Source organism: Corallococcus terminator (assembly GCF_049194865.1).
Taxonomy (GTDB): domain Bacteria; phylum Myxococcota; class Myxococcia; order Myxococcales; family Myxococcaceae; genus Myxococcus; species Myxococcus terminator_A.
In genome coordinates this window covers 24,774-40,940 of record NZ_JBLZWL010000144.1, presented here as the reverse complement: position 1 = coordinate 40,940, position 16,167 = coordinate 24,774, and the positions used below count along the sequence as shown (strand labels likewise).

General features: G+C 68.9%; 14 protein-coding genes. 6 read left to right on the top strand and 8 right to left on the bottom strand.

All coding sequences use genetic code 11. From position 1 onward, the window contains the following. The first annotated feature begins 503 nt into the window (after window positions 1–503). The 6 genes from ligA to ACN469_RS43050 all read left to right on the top strand — a co-directional run bounded on the left by ligA (window position 504) and on the right by ACN469_RS43050 (window position 8,963). Window positions 504–2,528, top strand: coding sequence for an NAD-dependent DNA ligase LigA (gene ligA, locus ACN469_RS43075; protein WP_498778166.1), 2,025 nt, complete (start codon window positions 504–506; stop codon window positions 2,526–2,528). Between the two features lie 12 nt (window positions 2,529–2,540). Further along, window positions 2,541–2,828 (top strand): acylphosphatase, encoded by a 288-nt coding sequence (locus ACN469_RS43070; protein WP_498778165.1) that lies wholly within the window; start codon window positions 2,541–2,543, stop codon window positions 2,826–2,828. After that, window positions 2,825–3,268 carry a DUF3052 family protein gene (locus ACN469_RS43065; RefSeq protein ID WP_498778164.1) on the top strand — a complete coding sequence of 148 codons (444 nt, stop codon included), beginning with the start codon at window positions 2,825–2,827 and terminating at the stop codon, window positions 3,266–3,268. Before ACN469_RS43070 ends, ACN469_RS43065 begins: the two co-directional genes overlap by 4 nt. 553 nt (window positions 3,269–3,821) lie before the next feature. After that, on the top strand, window positions 3,822–6,632 hold the full coding sequence (locus ACN469_RS43060; RefSeq protein ID WP_498778162.1) for an Rne/Rng family ribonuclease: 2,811 nt from the start codon (window positions 3,822–3,824) through the stop codon (window positions 6,630–6,632). A 473-nt stretch (window positions 6,633–7,105) separates the two neighbouring features. After that, entirely contained in the window at window positions 7,106–8,488 is a 1,383-nt protein-coding gene (locus tag ACN469_RS43055) for a YhjD/YihY/BrkB family envelope integrity protein (RefSeq protein ID WP_498778161.1), read from the top strand. 124 nt (window positions 8,489–8,612) lie between these two features. After that, window positions 8,613–8,963, top strand: a complete 351-nt coding sequence (locus ACN469_RS43050; RefSeq protein WP_253992874.1) for an HU family DNA-binding protein — start codon at window positions 8,613–8,615, stop codon at window positions 8,961–8,963. Between the two features lie 6 nt (window positions 8,964–8,969). On the opposite strand, the gene ACN469_RS43045 is transcribed toward ACN469_RS43050, so the two are convergent. The 8 genes from ACN469_RS43045 to ACN469_RS43010 all read right to left on the bottom strand — a co-directional run bounded on the left by ACN469_RS43045 (window position 8,970) and on the right by ACN469_RS43010 (window position 16,166). Next, window positions 8,970–11,045, bottom strand: coding sequence for an FHIPEP family type III secretion protein (locus tag ACN469_RS43045; protein ID WP_498778160.1), 2,076 nt, complete (start codon window positions 11,043–11,045; stop codon window positions 8,970–8,972). Then, entirely contained in the window at window positions 11,042–12,091 is a 1,050-nt protein-coding gene (locus ACN469_RS43040; protein ID WP_498778158.1) for an EscU/YscU/HrcU family type III secretion system export apparatus switch protein, read from the bottom strand. Before ACN469_RS43040 ends, ACN469_RS43045 begins: the two co-directional genes overlap by 4 nt. Beyond that, window positions 12,088–12,882, bottom strand: a complete 795-nt coding sequence (locus ACN469_RS43035; protein ID WP_498778156.1) for an EscT/YscT/HrcT family type III secretion system export apparatus protein — start codon at window positions 12,880–12,882, stop codon at window positions 12,088–12,090. Before ACN469_RS43035 ends, ACN469_RS43040 begins: the two co-directional genes overlap by 4 nt. Beyond that, window positions 12,879–13,148: a flagellar biosynthetic protein FliQ gene (locus tag ACN469_RS43030; RefSeq protein WP_498778154.1), complete on the bottom strand. Its 270-nt coding sequence runs from the start codon at window positions 13,146–13,148 to the stop codon at window positions 12,879–12,881. Before ACN469_RS43030 ends, ACN469_RS43035 begins: the two co-directional genes overlap by 4 nt. Window positions 13,149–13,152: 4 nt before the next feature. Next, the gene (sctR, locus tag ACN469_RS43025; protein ID WP_498778152.1) at window positions 13,153–13,875 is read right to left on the bottom strand and encodes a type III secretion system export apparatus subunit SctR; all 723 of its coding nucleotides are present in this window, start codon (window positions 13,873–13,875) and stop codon (window positions 13,153–13,155) included. Next, window positions 13,872–14,285, bottom strand: a complete 414-nt coding sequence (locus tag ACN469_RS43020; protein ID WP_498778150.1) for a flagellar biosynthetic protein FliO — start codon at window positions 14,283–14,285, stop codon at window positions 13,872–13,874. The genes sctR and ACN469_RS43020 overlap by 4 nt, the downstream gene beginning before the upstream one ends. Before the next feature lie 8 nt (window positions 14,286–14,293). Further along, window positions 14,294–15,331 (bottom strand): FliM/FliN family flagellar motor switch protein, encoded by a 1,038-nt coding sequence (locus ACN469_RS43015; protein ID WP_498778148.1) that lies wholly within the window; start codon window positions 15,329–15,331, stop codon window positions 14,294–14,296. Between the two features lie 259 nt (window positions 15,332–15,590). After that, complete coding sequence (locus ACN469_RS43010; protein ID WP_498778146.1) at window positions 15,591–16,166, bottom strand: hypothetical protein; 576 nt, start codon at window positions 16,164–16,166, stop codon at window positions 15,591–15,593. Window position 16,167 lies beyond the last annotated feature (1 nt).

Here is a 16,167-nt window from a genome sequence, read left to right as displayed (position 1 = left end):
CACCTTCCAGGAGGACAGCCGTACCGGAATCCCTGAACGGGACTGCGCGGGCGCGGGCCGGTGGTTTGGGGAAGAGATGGCGCCGTCGAAACTCCTGCGCCAATGAACCGCGCGGGGACGTTATTGACCCCCTCCTGGCCTGTCAAGGCATCTTGAGGGCTTTGGCACGGACTCTTCCTCATGGAGCAACATGAGCCCGTCGCCAGACATTTCCACCGTCACCAGGGACACTTCGGACCCGGGGACCAGGACCCGGAAGGTCGCTTCGCGGTCCGTGAGTCCCTCCCGCTGTCGTCCCGGACAGCCCCGCACGGCGCCCGGGGGAATGCGACGCCCCCGCCCTCACCCACCGCGCGATTCCCAGCCTACGTGTCAGGGTGTACGCGAGCCAAGCGGGCCCGACGTCCGGGAGCGGGCTCGACGCGATGTCGGGGGGACGCTCTAGATTGCGCGGCACTGGACACGCCCTCGCCGGGGGCGATTTGGGGTAAGGACCGCCCACCGTGGACGACTTCAAGACCGCCGAAGCACGAGCCCGAGAGCTCCGTCGTGAGCTGGCCCACCACAACCATCGCTACTACGTGCTCGACTCGCCGGAGATCAGCGACGCGCAATACGACACGCTGATGCGCGAGCTGCAGGCCCTGGAGGACAAGCACCCCAGCCTCCAGACGCCGGACTCCCCCACCCAGCGCGTGGGCGGCAAGGCGGCCGACGAGTTCGGCGAGGTGGTCCACCGCGTCCCCATGCTCTCGCTCGCCAACCTCTTCGAGGACGAGGGCCTCGTGGAGTTCGACGAGCGCGTGCGCAAGCTGCTCGGCCAGCCCGCCGTCACCTACGTGTGTGAGCCCAAGCTGGACGGGCTCGCCATCGCCCTGCGCTTCGAGAAGGGCATCTTCGTCCAGGGCGCCACGCGCGGCGACGGCACCACGGGCGAGGACGTCACGGGCAACCTGCGCACCATCCGCAGCCTGCCCATGGAGCTGTTCCCCCTGGACGACGTGAAGGTGCCCGCGCTGTTGGAGGTTCGCGGCGAGGTCTTCATCCGCAAGGCGGACTTCCAGAAGCTCAACGAGAAGCGCGAGGAGGAGGGCGAGCCGCTGTTCGCGAACCCTCGCAACGCGGCGGCCGGGAGCCTGCGCCAGTTGGACCCGAAGGAGACGGCCGCGCGCCCCCTCTCCGTCTATCTTTACGAGTGCGTCCCCACCGAGGGCGTGCCCGCGTTCAAGTCCCACATCGAGAAGCTCGAGTACTTGAAGTCGCTGGGGCTGCCCATCAACCGCTACGTGCGCGCGGAGGGCATCGACGGCGTGCGCCAGGCCTATGACGCCTCCTTGAAGGGCCGCCATGAGCTGCCCTTCGAGGTGGACGGCATGGTGGTGAAGGTGGACGACGAGGACCAGCGCAAGCGGCTGGGCCAGGTCTCCAAGAGCCCCCGCTGGGCGGTGGCCTACAAGTTCCCGCCGGAGGAGGAGTCCACGGAGGTGCTCGACATCGGTATCCAGGTGGGCCGCACCGGCGCGCTCACCCCGGTGGCGCACCTCAAGCCCGTGAAGGTGGGCGGCGTCATGGTGGCGCGCGCCACGCTGCACAACGAGGACGAGCTGCGCCGCAAGGACGTGCGCAAGGGCGACACCGTCTTCGTGCGCCGCGCTGGCGACGTGATTCCGGAGATCGTCTCCACGGTGCTCTCCAAGCGCCCGGAGAGCTCCCAGCCCTTCGAGTTCCCCAAGCACTGCCCCGTCTGCGGAGCCGCCGCGGTGAAGGACGAGGACGGCGCGGTCATCCGATGTACCGGAGCGTCCTGTCCCGCGCAGCTGGTGGAGAAGATCCGCCACTTCGCCAGCCGCATCGCCATGGATATCGAAGGCCTGGGCGACAAGCTGGCCGCCCAGCTGGTGGCCACCGGCACGGTGAAGACCTTCGCGGACCTGTACGCGCTCACCAAGCAGAAGCTCCTGACGCTGGAGCGCATGGGCGACAAGAGCGCGGACAACCTGCTGGAGTCGCTGGAGCACTCCAAGAGCACCACCCAGCGCCGCTTCCTCTACGCGCTGGGCATCCGACACGTGGGCGACGCGACGGCCAAGGCGCTCGCCGAGGGCTTCCCGGACGTGCGCCAGCTCTTCGAGGCGCCCTTGGATGACATCACCCGGGTGAAGGATGTGGGCCCCGTCATGGCCCAGGTCATCCACGCCTTCTTCCAGGAGCCCCAGAACCGGGAGGCCATCCTCGCCCTGCTCGGCGCCGGGGTCTCCCCCGCCCCGCCCCAGGTCAGCACCGGCGGCCCCTTCGTCGGAAAGACGGTGGTGCTCACCGGCTCGATGACAGGTATGAATCGGGACCAGGCCAAGGAAGAGGTGGAGCGTCGGGGTGGGAAGGTGGCCGGAAGTGTCTCGCGCAAGACCGATTTCGTGGTGGCCGGGGACGATGCCGGCAGCAAGCTGAAGAAGGCCCAGGAACTCGGGGTAAGAATCCTGGACGAGCAAGCGTTCCTGCAGTTGTTGCAGACGGACGCCAGAGGGTGAGGCTTTCAGTCCATGAGCGGCACGCGGCGGACAACGCTGCGCATCCAGGGCAAGGTGCAGGGCGTCTTCTACCGGGAGAGTGCCCGCGTGGAGGCCACGCGCCTGGGTCTGGTCGGCTGGGTGCGCAACCGCCCGGACGGCTCCGTGGAGGCAGTGGTGGAGGGTGAGCCGGGAATGATGGAAGAATTCATCCGCTGGTGTCACCGGGGTCCGTCCCAGGCGCGGGTCGACAGCGTCGGGCGTACCGACGGCGAGGCCACCGGCGAGTACAGTCACTTCATCGTGGAGCGCACATCATGACGCCCTACGCGCTGGCATCCCTGCCGGCCATGCTGGGCATCCGGGCCGGTTCCAAGGTCTCCGTCATCAACCCGCCGCGCGGCTTCGTACAGAAGCTCAACCCGCTGCCGGATGGGGTGGAGTTCCTCATCACCGCGGTGACGGGCCTGGATGTCATCCTCTTCTTCTCCCAGGACGCCCAGGAGCTGGTGCAGCGGCTGCCCGCACTGGCGCGCGCCATGGCCCTCACCGGCGGCATCTGGGTCTGCTGGCCCGGCGGAGAGGGCGTGAAGACGAACCTCTCCGAGGACTTCGTGCGCCAGGCCGCGCTGGATATCGGCATGGTCGACAACAAGATTTGCGTCATCGACTCGACGTGGACGGGCCTGAGGCTCGTACGCCGGCCGCGCGGGAGATTGGACAAGCCGTCGGGCGGCAAGCAGGCCCCCGCCCAGGCCTGAGAACCCGCCAGGGAGGCATCCAGCATCTGCACGACAGTGGATGGATGCCGTTTCTCGGCTTTACACGTGTGCCGGGGGCGTGGAAAACTCCCCGTGTTTCTGGGCGCTTGTGTGACACTCCGCATTGGCGAAGGTCACGCCCAGTCGTGAATTTTTGACGGGTTGCGTTCCCGGATACCTCCGGGCGCGTCGGCTGCGCCGGGGCTCCAGTCGCCCCCCCAAGGTGACCCACTGAAGGGCACCGACCGGGTGTGGAAGGAAGGAGCGGGCGGCACGCGCGTGGTGGAGGACCTCGAACGCGGTTGAAGACAAGGCTCCGCCCGGCAGGGTGCCGGTCGCAAAGCGGAGCGACTAAATTCGGAGGAGCAGGCGGTGGTCCCCTTGGCCCTCGACAGCGTGACGCGAGCCGTACCCGGACAGACCGGGAAGGCCGTCCTGACTGGAGGGCCACCGGAGGCCGCCTCTCCCTTCGCAGCGTGCTCGGAGGCGCGGCGTCTTGCCGCCTCCCGTCCGGTGAGGTCCGCCCTACCGCGCGCGCGTCCAGGATTCGTCCATGAGCAGCATCCTCGTCATCAACGCAGCGGGTCGGGAGACTCGCGTAGCGCTCGTCGAGAACGGGCACATCGCGGAGTTCTATCTCGAGCGTAAGAAGGACAAGGGCGTCGTTGGAAATATCTACAAGGGCCGCGTGGTCCGGGTGCTCCCCGGCATGCAGGCGGCCTTCGTGGACATCGGCCTGGAGAAGGCCGCTTTCCTCTACGTCAGCGACGTCGTCTACGACCCGGACTTCGCCCGGGCCCAGTTCGAGCTGACGGAGGGAGAGCACGAGGACGCCCCCGACGTTCCGACCGAGTCCGAGGCCGATGCCGCCGAGGCCGCGGCCCGGGACGCGGGCCCCGCGGTGGACGTGGAGGTGGAGGCCGCGGAGCTGGCGGGTGAGGACCAGGCCCACCGCACCGAGTCCCTGCCGCGCGACACCATCCTGGAGCTGGCGGCGAACGCGCCGTCCATCGAGCTGGCGCCCGTCGCCGAGGCCCCCGCTCAGGGTGGTGAGCCTTCCGCCGAGGCCACCACGACCGAGCCCTCCGTGACGGTGGTGGAGGCAACGGAGGTCACCGTGTCCGCCGTCGAGGCGGCGACGCCCGTGCTGGAGACGGAGTCCGTGGCCGTCGCGGTGCTCGAGGCCCCCGTGGCGGAGAGCCCGTCCGAGGCTCCGACCGAGGCCGCGCCGCTGTCCGACGAAGCCACCGCCGCCGCGCTGGCCGCGGCGATGCTGCCGCCCGAGCCGCCGCCGCACGCGGCCACCGCGCTGAGCGAGCTGATTCCTGCTCCAGCGGGCGACGAGGCGGCCGTGGCCGCGCGTCCGGCCGAGGTCTCTGGAGAGCGCCGCACGCCTCGCGAGGCCCGGGAGGCGCGTGAGCCGCGCGCTCGGGAGAAGGAGAAGGAAAAAGAGAAGGACAAGGGCCGGCACAAGGGGGACGAGAAGCGCCGGGACAAGCACGACGAGAGCGGCAAGGAGAAGGTCAAGCAGCGCCGGACGGACAAGATCGAGGACTTGCTGAAGGTGGGCCAGGAAGTGGTGGTCCAGATTTCCAAGGACCCCATCGGCACGAAGGGCGCGCGCCTCACCTCGCACATCTCGATTCCGGGCCGTCAGCTCGTGTTCATGCCCACGGTGGACCACGTGGGCATCAGCCGCCGCATCTCCAACGAGAAGGAGCGCCGACGGCTGCGTGACATCGTGGACCGGCTGCGGCCGCCCGGGACGGGCTTCATCGTGCGCACGGTCGCGGAGAACGTGCCGCAGGAGAAGCTCGAGAGCGACATCCGGTTCCTCATCGAGGTGTGGAACCAGGTCGTCCGCAAGAACGAGAAGCGGGGCGGGCCGGGCCTGTTGCACCCGGACCTGGACCTCATCCTGCGCGCCACGCGTGACTTGTTCGCGCACGACGTGGAGAAGCTCGTCGTCGACGACCGCGAGGAGTACGAGCGAATCCTCGGCTTCGTGACGGCGCAGGACCCGGCGCTGCGGGACAGGGTGGCGCTGCACGAGGGCGACGACACCGTCTTCGACGCGTACGGCATCGAGCAGGAGCTGCAGCGCGCCACGCAGCGCAAGGTGTGGCTGAAGAGCGGCGGCTACCTCATCATCGACCAGGCCGAGGCGCTCACCGCCATCGACGTCAACTCGGGCCGCTACGTCGGCAAGAAGAGCCTCGAGGAGACCATCACCAAGATCAACGTCGAGGCGGCCAAGGAGATCGTCTACCAGCTCCGGCTGCGCAACATCGGCGGCATCATCATCTGCGACTTCATCGACATGGAGAAGGCGCAGAACCGGGACAAGGTCTTCAAGTCGCTCCAGGAAGCACTGGGCCGCGACAAGGCGAAGACGAACGTGCTGCGCATCTCCGAGCTGGGCCTCGTGGAGATGACGCGCAAGCGCGTGCGCGAGTCCATTGGCCGCGTGCTGCACGAGGATTGCCCGTACTGCGACGGCAACGGCTTCGTGAAGACGGCCACCACGGTGGCGTACGAAATCTTCCGGGAGATTCGCCGGGAAGCGCCGGGCTACAAGGACTCCACGCTGGTCATCAACTGCAACGCGGAAGTGGCGCGCCTGCTCCAGGGCGAGGAGCGCAACGAGCTGCGGCACCTGATGGACCGGTACAACAAGTCCATCCAGGTCAAGGCGCAGCAGAACTACCACCGCGAGCAGTACGACATCTATGGACGCTCGGCCACGGGGCCCGAGCACAAGGTGGCCTCGTCGCCGGGCTCGGGTGATGGCGAGCTGGCGATGCAGCATCGCAAGCCTGACAGCGGCGGCTTCGGACGCCAGGACCAGAACCGCCGAGGCGGTGGCAGGGACCGGGACCGGAGCGGTGGTGACCGCCGTGATGGCGGCGGCGGCGGCGGCGGTGGTGGTGGTGGTGCTGGCGGTGGTGGCGGTGGCCGACGCCCGGAGCGCGGCGGGGACCGTCCTCGCGGAGACCGGGGCGGTGAACGCGGCGAGCGCGGTGGTGGTGAACGCGCCGGCGGCGAGCGCGGCGAACGCGCCGGTGGTGAGCGCGGCGAACGCGCCGGTGGTGAGCGCGGCGAACGCGCCGGTGGTGAGCGCGGCGAACGCGCCGGTGGTGAGCGCGGTGACCGTGGCGGCGAGCGCGGTGAACGCGGCGGTGGTGAACGCGGCGGCGAGCGCGGTGAACGTGCGGACCGTGGCGGCGAACAGCGCGGTGAGCGCGGCGAGCGTCGTGGCGAGCGCGGCGGTGGTGGCCAGGGCTCGTCGGGCGGAAGCGGTGGCGAGAGCGGCGGTGGCTCGACGCCTCCGGCCTCCTCCGGTCAGGGCGGCTCGGAGTCCTAGGGCGCACCGCCTGATGCCTCACGGTGGGGTGGGTGATGCCAACGCATCCCCACCCCATCGAGTTCCCGCCTCACTGAGCGGCGGGGGCTGAGATTGACGCCGCCCTCTCTCCTCCGAGGGCGGCGTGCCCTCGGCTCGAAGCCAGGGCGAGTTCGAGACCTCGTTCGCTAGAGCCAGATGCTCGCGGGCGGGCTCCCACCCACAAGCTCCCACGACGAGCAGGTGGCAGGGTTCCGGGCGGGGATGTCGGGAGGTGTGCTCAGAATCGCGGAGTCACGGGGGGTGGGCTGGCCCAGGAGGCTCGGGTTTGGCTAGCCTTGCGGCTCCATGTCGCGGAGCGTCGTCGGCTTCCCTGCCCCACTTCAGTCCCGGATGACCCTCATCTCCGCTCCGCGCCAAGCCTCCTGCCGCCCCTTCATCCCCTCCCTCCAGGGGGCTCGCCCCTTCGTGGGCTGGCGCACCTGAGGTCGGCCGTGGCCCTGTCTCCGTCTTCGTGGCTGAGAACCACCCGAGACCGGGTGAGCGCGTGGGCCCTGCGCGTCTGGGCTCCGGTGGAGGGCACTCCGTTGGGCCGCTTCGCCACGGACACGGTGCTCGCCGCGAGCACCGTGACGCAGGGGTTTCGAGGAGAGAATCTCCGGCTCCGCGCCGCCGCCCTCACCTACATCAGCATGTTCTCACTGGTGCCCTTGCTGACGGTGGGCCTGGTGCTGCTGAACGCCTTCCACCAGGACCGCTTCGAGGAGCGTCTGCGCTCCGTCGTCCGCGAGCTGCTCGCGCCGGGTGTCCAGGAGAAGTCCGCGGCGGTGCTCAACCGGCTGCTGGACCAGGGCAACTCCGTGGCCATCGGCAGCATCGGCTTCCTGGCCATCCTCCTGTCCGCGGGCTCGTTGCTGCGCCACATCGACGGCGCGGTGAACGAGCTGTGGGGAATCCGCCGCCAGCGCCCCTGGGGCATCCGCCTGCTCATCTACGCCGGGCTGTTGCTGCTGGGCCCCGTCTTCCTGGCCGCGTCCTTCACCGGAACCCGGGCGGTGCGTGGCGTCCTGCAGAGCCTGCCGTATCCCGGCGTCTTCATCGCCCTGGGCACCACGCTCATCGCGGTGGTGGGCCTGACGATGCTGTACTTCTGGACGCCCTACGCACACGTCCGGGTGCGCTCCGCCCTGGCGGGCGGACTCGTCGCGGGGCTCGGATGGATGGTGGCCAAGTCCCTCTACGCCGAGTTCGCCGCGCGCAGCTTCCAGTACAACCTGCTCTACGCCTCGCTGAGCGCCCTGCCCCTCTTCCTCGCGTGGGTCTACGTGAGCTGGCTGCTCTTGCTCTTCGGCGCCCGGCTCTCCTACGCCGTCGAGCACACCGCGTTCCGCGACTCCCTCTTCGCGTTCGGCACCCATCCCCGTGCCCATGAGCTGGTGGCCTCCCGCGTCGCCCAGGAGACCACCCTGACGTGGGTGGACGGAGGCCCGGCTCCCACGCCGCGCGAGCTGGCGACCCGGCTCCGAGTCCCCGAGTCGCTCGTCCACGAGGTGGTGGACCGCATGGAAGCCGCCGGGCTGCTGGAGCGCCTGCGCCGAGGAGGCCTGCGGCCCGCAAGGGACCCAGCCTCGCTCACCCTGGCGGACACCACCCTCGCGGTGCATGGGGTGATGATTTCCGGAGGCACGGATACCTGGAATGGTCCGCGCGCAGCGGGCTTCGAGCAGGTGGAGCACTTCTTCCAGGAGGCGGACTGCCTCGGCGTCGAGCGCCTGCGCCAGACGCGGTGGACCGACCTGGTCGTCCCCCTGCGGCCTGGACTGGCGGAAGCGCTCCCTTCGGCGCCCGCCAAGGTGGCGGCAGGCGGAAATCCGTAAAGTTTCTAGGTGGTTGGGAGTCCACCCTGCTTGCAGTGCCAGCGCGTTCTGTTATCTTTTCCTGATTCACCACGGGCCACAGTGCCCTGTCGCCAAGGGGTCACCGGGTTTGCGGGAGCGTCCGATGCTCAAGTCCGATCTGATCAACATCCTCGTGGCCAAGCGAGGCGTGACGCAGAAGCAGGCTGAGGCCACCATCGAGACGATTTTCGAGTCGATGAAGGATGCCCTGTGTCGCGGCGAGAACATCGAGATTCGCGGTCTCGGCGCCTTCCACGTGAAGAACTACCAGGGATACCAGGGACGCAACCCGAAGACGGGTCAGGTCATCCCGGTGAAGCCCAAGCGTGGCCTGCTCTTCCGCACGGGCAAGGAGCTGCGAGACAGGGTCAACCGTCCCGCCCCCCAGCAGGCCCAGAGTGACCTGCCTTCCCCTGAGACCAAGAGCCCCGGCAGCACCGGCACGGGCCTCTGAGTCGACTCAGGACCCCATCGGCACAGGCGAAAGCCTGCCGATGGGCCGAATCTGAAGGGCGCCGTCCAGCTCCCCATAGGTGAGCACGGCCACTTCAGGAAACGCCCCCTCGCAGAGCCTCCGCAGCGACCGCCGGACGTCTGGCGCGGTGAGCAGCACGGCCTTTCCTCCCGTGGCCACCTGTCGGACGCCTTCCAGGATTTCCGCCACCCGCTCCGGGTCTGGCGCGGGTCCCCGCGGACCGGTGGACCGCAGGATCTCCTCCACCTCCGGGTCCACGAGGTACGCGTACAGCGGACCGGTGGGCGCGAACTTGTGGCTGAGGTAGCGGCGCAGGGCCTGGCGACAGCGCTCGGCGAGCGCGACGGCGTCCCCTTCCGTGGTGGGTGAGACGAGCGCTTCCAGGATGGCGCGCAGGTCGCGAATGCTGACCCCTTCCTGGAGGAGCTTTCGCAGCACGTCCGCGAGCAGGGGCAGTGGGACTTTCTGCAACGCCTCCTTCACCAGCATCGGCGCACGGGGCTCCAAGCCCTCCAGCAGTCCCTGGACATCCTGGAGTCCCAACAGGTCCGCGGCGCGGCTCCGCAGCACGCCTCGCAAGTGGTCGGCGAGCAGTTCCTCGGGACGAAGGACCAGGACCTGCGCGAGCTCCACCGACCCTCGACTCGACTCAGGGATGTGGCTGATGGTCCTTCCCGTCGAGGGCTCCACCGCCGGGTCTGCCTTCAGCTGGAGGAACGCGAGCTCATCGGGGGGTGCCATCGCATAGAGCCCGTCCACGCGCACCTGCCCGCCTCCCGCTGGCACTTCATCCACCAGGATTCGGTACTCGCCGGGGGACAGGTATGCGGCCTGCGTCCGCACCCGGATGCCAGGGATTCGCACTCCCAACTCGAAGAAGAGCTCATCGCGCACGGTGTTCAACGTCGTGTGGACGAAGGCTCCAGCGGACGCCTGCGCCAGCATCGTCAGGTCCGGCGCGAGATCCAGCGTGAGGGGCGACACTCCCACGGGCACCACGGTGCTCTCTGGAGCCGTGCCTTCCTTGTCCGTGGCTCCAGCCTTGGAGCCCGGCTGCTCCCCTCCTCGCGTCGCCGCCTCCGCCAGGCGAGGGCCTCGCTTCAGGGCGCGCCCCAGTCCGACCAGCCCCGCCGCCAGGAGCAGGAAGGTCAGGTGCGGCATGCCCGGCATCAACGCGAGCGCCACGCACAGTCCCGCGACCACCCAGAGTGTCCGAGCCTCACCGAAGAACTGCGAGCCGATCTCCGAGCCCAGCGAGTCGTCCTCGTGCTCCGACGCGACCCGCGTGACGACGAGGCCCGCCGCCACCGTGATGCACAGGGACGGCACCTGGGAGACGAGCCCATCGCCGATGGCGATGAGCGCGAACGTCGACGCGGCTTCGGAGAGCGTCATCCCGCCCTGAAGCACGCCGATGAGCGAACCGCCGAGCAGGTTCACCGCGACGATGACGAGGCCCGCGACGACGTCTCCCTTCACGAACTTCATCGCGCCATCCATGGCGCCGAACATCTGCGACTCGCGCTCCAGGTCTCTCCGCCGCTTGCGGGCCTGGGCCTGGTCGATGGCGCCCGCGCGCAGGTCCGCATCGATGGACATCTGCTTGCCCGGCATCGCGTCCAGGGTGAAGCGGGCGGACACCTCCGCGACGCGCTCGGCGCCCTTCGCCACCACCAGGAACTGGACCAACGAGAGGATGGCGAACACCACGCCGCCGACCACGTAGTCCCCTTGCACGACGAACTCACCAAACGCCTGGATGACGTCGCCCGCGTGCCCCTCCGCGAGCGCCAATCGCGTGGATGAGACATTGAGCGCCAGCCGGAACAGCGTGGTGAACAGCAGCAGCGAGGGGAAGGACGTCACCTTCAGCGCGTCCTTGGCCCGCAGGGACGCCACCAGCAAGGCCACCGCCGCCGCCAGGTTCACCGCCAACCCCACGTCCAGCAGCCACGCCGGCAGGGGAATGATGAGCGCACCCAGCACCGCGGCCATCGCCACCGCCAGCACGAGGTCCGACGAGCTGCGCACCTTCATCAACCACTTCGCGAGCACCTTCATGATGTCTGTCTCCGTGCTGCTCCATCCCCGTCCCGCGACTCCATCGCCGTGCGCAAGACGACCGCCGCGGCCTGGTACAACTCCTCGGGAATGGGCTCACCGATGTCGTAGTGAATGAGGCTTCTCGCCAATGGGATGTCTCGCACCACCGGCACCCCGAGCCGCTGGGCCTCCTCCCGAAGCGCCAGCGCATCCTCTTCTCGCGCCTTCGCCACGAGATAGGGCGCCTCGCACTCCCTCACGTCGTAGCGGATGGCGACCGCGAGGTGCGTCGGGTTGACCACCACCGCCGTGGCTTTCTGGACTCCGCGCGATGGGCCGCCTTGAGCCAGTTGACGGTGCAAGGCCCTGCGCTGCCCCTTGTGGCGCGGGTCCCCTTCACTCTCCTTGTGCTCACGCTTCACTTCTTCGCGGCTCATCATCAGCTCGCGCAGATGACTCCTCCTGGCGAGCACGTAGTCCCCAATGCCCAGCACCAGGAGTACCCAGGCCACGCGGCGAATCAGCGCCACGAGGTGCTCCAGCATGAGTGGCAGCCCGTCGCGCCCGGCCAACCACGCCGTACGCAGCGCGTCCGGACCGACCGACTCCACCTCGCTCCAGACGAGGCCGCCCACCACTGCCACCACCACCAACGCCTTGCCCAACTCCTTCACGGGTTTCACGCTGAAGAGGCGCTTCAGCCCTGACGAAAGACTGACCCGCTCCCACTTCGGCGCCACATGGCTCGGGTCCATTTCGAGACCCACGGTGGCCATGGAGACCGCCAGTGACGCGGCGAACGCGCCCCCCAGTGCTGGCGCGCTCAGGCGCACGAAAATCCAGAGCCCCTCTTCCCAGGCCCCCGTGAGCTGCTGCTCCAGGAACAGCCTCGACGTCCACTCCTCGAGCCGAGAGAACATCCCGACCGCGCCCGAGCCGAAGCCAAGCACCCCACCCAAGGTCACCGCGCTGGAGGACAGCAGTCGACTGCGGGGAATCTGCCCCTTGCGGCGGGCCTCGCGCAGACGTCGGGCCGACGGCAACTCCGTCTTCTCTCCACTCATTGGGCCAGGATCCCCAGCAACGAGAGCGAACCGTCCGTGGAGAGCACCTCCGCCAGCAGGCGCTCACACAGCACCCCGATTCCCAGCCACAGCACCACGCCGCCCCCAAGGATTCGCAGCGGAGCCCCCAACTCTTGGAGATTCACTTGCGGCGCCGCGCGCGAGGCCAATGCCAGAAAGCAATCCACCGCCAGCATCGCCGCGGCCATCGGCGCCCCCACCGCCAGCCCCGTGGCCAGCGCGCCGCCCGCGAGGACGACGACGTGCAAGGTCGCCGCTTCCGTGGGCACGAACGCCCCCAGCTTCACCACGCCAAAGCCACGCACCAGCGCTCCCAGGACCAGTGGCGCCACCGCCCCCGACGTCGCCAGTCCCACCAGCAGGTGGTAGAGCCCCTCGCCCGTGGCCGACTCCCGGCTCCCCGCCACCGGCAGGCTCGCCTCGGCGGACGTTCCGCGAAGCAGGTCGATGAACCGTCCACCCATTCGCGCCGCGTCGAACGGCAACGCCGCGACCAACCCCACCGACACGCCATAAGCCAGCTCGCGCAACACCCACCCCCCCAACACCAACGACGACGTCACGGGCTCCGCCGTCCCCACACCTCCCTCCGCTCGAAGAAAGAGCGAGAGCGACAACACCCACCCCAGTCGCACCGTGGTGGGCGTGGCCTGTCCTCCGAACAGCGGACACAGGAAGGCCACGGGCAGAAGCCGCGCGGCACACAGCGCCACCGCAACCGCATCCGGCCCCAGCGTCTCCAGTTGGGCGCGCAGCAGCTCCAGGTTCATGCCGACACCTCGGAGATGAGCATCAGGAGCTGGTGGGTGAATCGCGTGAGCTGCGCCGCTATCCACGGTCCGGAGAGCACTAAGGCCACCACCGCCGCGCACAGCTTCGGCACCACCGACAACGTGCTCTCCTGAAGCTGGGTCGTCGCCTGGAACAGACTCGACAGGAAGCCCACCAGCAGACTCGCCCCGATGGGTGGCAAGGACGCGAGGACCATCAACAACAAGGCCTCACGTCCCAGGGTCAACAACACATCCTGGGTCATCGAATCACCGGTAACCCAGGATGAGGCCGCGCGCGAGCAACGACCAACCATCCACGGCCACGAAGAGAAGAATCTTGAAAGGCAGACTCACCTGGCTGGGCGACAGCGTCTGCATGCCCAAAGCGAGCAACACGTTGGCGATGACCATGTCGAGCACCAGGAACGGGAGGAACACGAGGAAGCCAATCTGAAAGGCTTCCTTCAACTCGGTGAGGACGAAGGCGGGAATGATGACGAAGAGGTCCGTCTCCCGCACCGCGTCCATCTCCTCCGGGGGACGAAGCTCCCGCGCCATGTCCACGAAACGAGCCCGCTCCTCGGGGCTGCCATGCTTCACGAGAAAGGCCCGCAGCGGCTCCGCCACCCGGGCCGCGGCCTCGAGAATCTTCACGCCGGAGCCCGCCTCCAGTTCCTGATAGGCGAGCTGCCCCGCGTCGTACGTCCGCTCCATCACCGACGCCATGATGTGGCCCGTCAGCACCGCCGCCAGCCCCGTCAACACCAGCGTGGGTGGCGCCTGCTGCGTTCCCATCGCCGAGCGCGCCAGCGACAACACCACCGCGATTTTCGAGAAGCTCGTCAGCATCAACACCGCGAACGGCAACAGGGACATCACCGCCAACATCCCCATCATCGACAGCGGGCTTCCCGCGTAGGACTGCTGGCTGAGCACGCCTTCCGACGCCACGGCCATGACCGGCGAGAGCATCCCCCAGCCACCCGTCATGACAGCATTCCCTTGCGGAGCCCACGACCCGAGCGCTGTCGACGTGCCGGAGCAAAAGTCTCGGTTTCCGCATCCCGCGCGGGCAGCGCATGGACTTCCGCGAACGCATCCCCGAAGGCCACGAGAAATCCCCGCCCCTCGACCTCCACCAACGCAAGGCCGCAGCGAGGAGAGAGCCCCGCTCGGGAGATGACCTGCATCCGCTCCACACTCGCCACGCGTGTCCCCGTGGCGCCCCGTCGAAACCACCACCAGCCCAGGCCGCTGAGCGCTCCCAGCACCAGGAGCCATCGAGCCGTGGACACCACGGACACTCCGCCCAGGGGCCCCAGCAAGGCCAACCCGAGGACGAGCAACATCGCGACCTGAAGACGCGCGCGGGGCGAGAGCGAGACGTTCCGAATGCGCATGGGCTCACTCACGGCAACAGGGCCAGGACACGGGCACCCACCTCGCCCTCGATGTCCACCAACTCAGCGCGCGCCACCACACGGTCTCCCACGCGCAACAACACCGGCTCGCTGGCATTGATGTGCAGCGGAAGCAGGACACCCGGCCTCAACGCCGCCAACTCCGAGAGCGGGACCAGCACCCGCGTCAGCTCCACTTCCACGTCCACCGGAAGCGGGGGAATGCCCTCACTCCGTTCATTCACGACCACCATGTTCGACTCCTGGAAATGCGCGCGAACACGCGCGCGGGTCAGCGAGAAGCCCTCGGGCTGAAACGTCCCCGTGAGCGAGAAGCCCCGAGCCACCAGCCTCCCGGGGCCGAAGAGGCGCGTGTCCTCGCGACGCACGCCCTCGAAGACCACGACGTCCCCCACCGCGAGCGCGTCCATCGCCTGCGATGACAGCGGCGTCTGTCCGATGAGGCACCTCAGTTTGAGCGTCGCGGCGAGCACCTGCGGAGCGACGCCCGTGACTCGCTCCATGGGAAACTCCTGAGCCACGCCCTGAAGCACGGAAGCAGGCAGCAACAACCGTCCACCCGCACGCACCTGCCCCACCGTCACATCCAGCTCCACGCCCACCAGCGACTGGCGCCCCCGCAGGCGCACCGCGACGTCTTCACGCCGCATCGTCATCGCGGACAGACGCGGCGCCAGGGCGGGATACAGCGGTGACTTGGAGCGCACCGCGGAGAGCGCCACCAGCACCAGGTACGCCAGCGTCGCCTCTTCCAGTCGCGCCAGCTCCGTCACCGCCCCGGACTTGCCTCCCGACCCGGCGATTCGCTCCAACGCGGCGACCGCCAGCGCGGGCTCCAGCTCCAGCACGGCCACGCCACCCACCGCCGACAACTCCAGCAGGATGAAGACCGCGGGCTTCGACAGCCCAGTCGGGGACGAGACCACGGCATCCAACAGCCGGGCCTCCGCTGTCACCGCACATCCCAGCTCCCGGCCCAACGCCGCACAGATCTCCCCCAGGGCCTCGCGCCCGAGTCCGGCCACACGAGGCCTTCGTGAAAGCAAGAGGTGCGCTCGGCTCAACCGGCGCGACCCCAGCCGACGCAGTCGACGAGGTACAGGGGGAGACAGGGAGGGCTCGGTATCGGGGTTCATCGAAGGTTCGTGAGCGGCAAGAGGTGACACCCCGCTCGTGCACGCCCCTCGCCAGGAAGCGCGCTCGTGGTGACGCGGGGTTGCGGTGCATCGGCATCCGCACGCGGGATGCCGGGTACGCGGGCCAGGACGGCTACACGCGAGGACGTCAGCGCGTGGCTTCCCGGATGAGTCGCTCGGCGAGCGCGGTCAGCAGCGGAGGAGCCAACGGGTCCACGGGCTCCACCTTCCGGCCGGGAAACAGGGTCCGGTGATAGGGAGGGAGGCGCCGGAACACCTCCTTGCGAAGCGGCTCCGGCACCTCGTCCATCAAGGCCTTCAGCCTTGTCGCCGCGTCGCTCCGCTCCCCGAATTCCTTCGCGACCTTCGCCTGTCGCTGCGCCGAGGGCATCGCGGCAAGGTGTCGCAAGTGAGCCTTCGCTCGCTTCAAGGCTTCCGTTCCCAGCCCCTCCAGAAGCTCCCCGGCCCGCTCTCGCCCCAGGACCCACGCCACCAGCGCATAGCGCTCCAGCGGAAGCACCGGAGGCTGACGCCGAATCGTCGTCGCCTGCTCCGCCAGCGGAATCCGCACCCGAGCGGACACCGCCTCCTTCGTCGGAACAGGGAGCGGCGCCTGCACTGGAGCGGGCCGTGGCGCCTCCAGCGCGGGTACCGACTCCTGGACTGGAGCGGGCACACCGCTCCTCGCCGGGCGCGCGGCCCGGCCCACACGTGTCGCATCCATG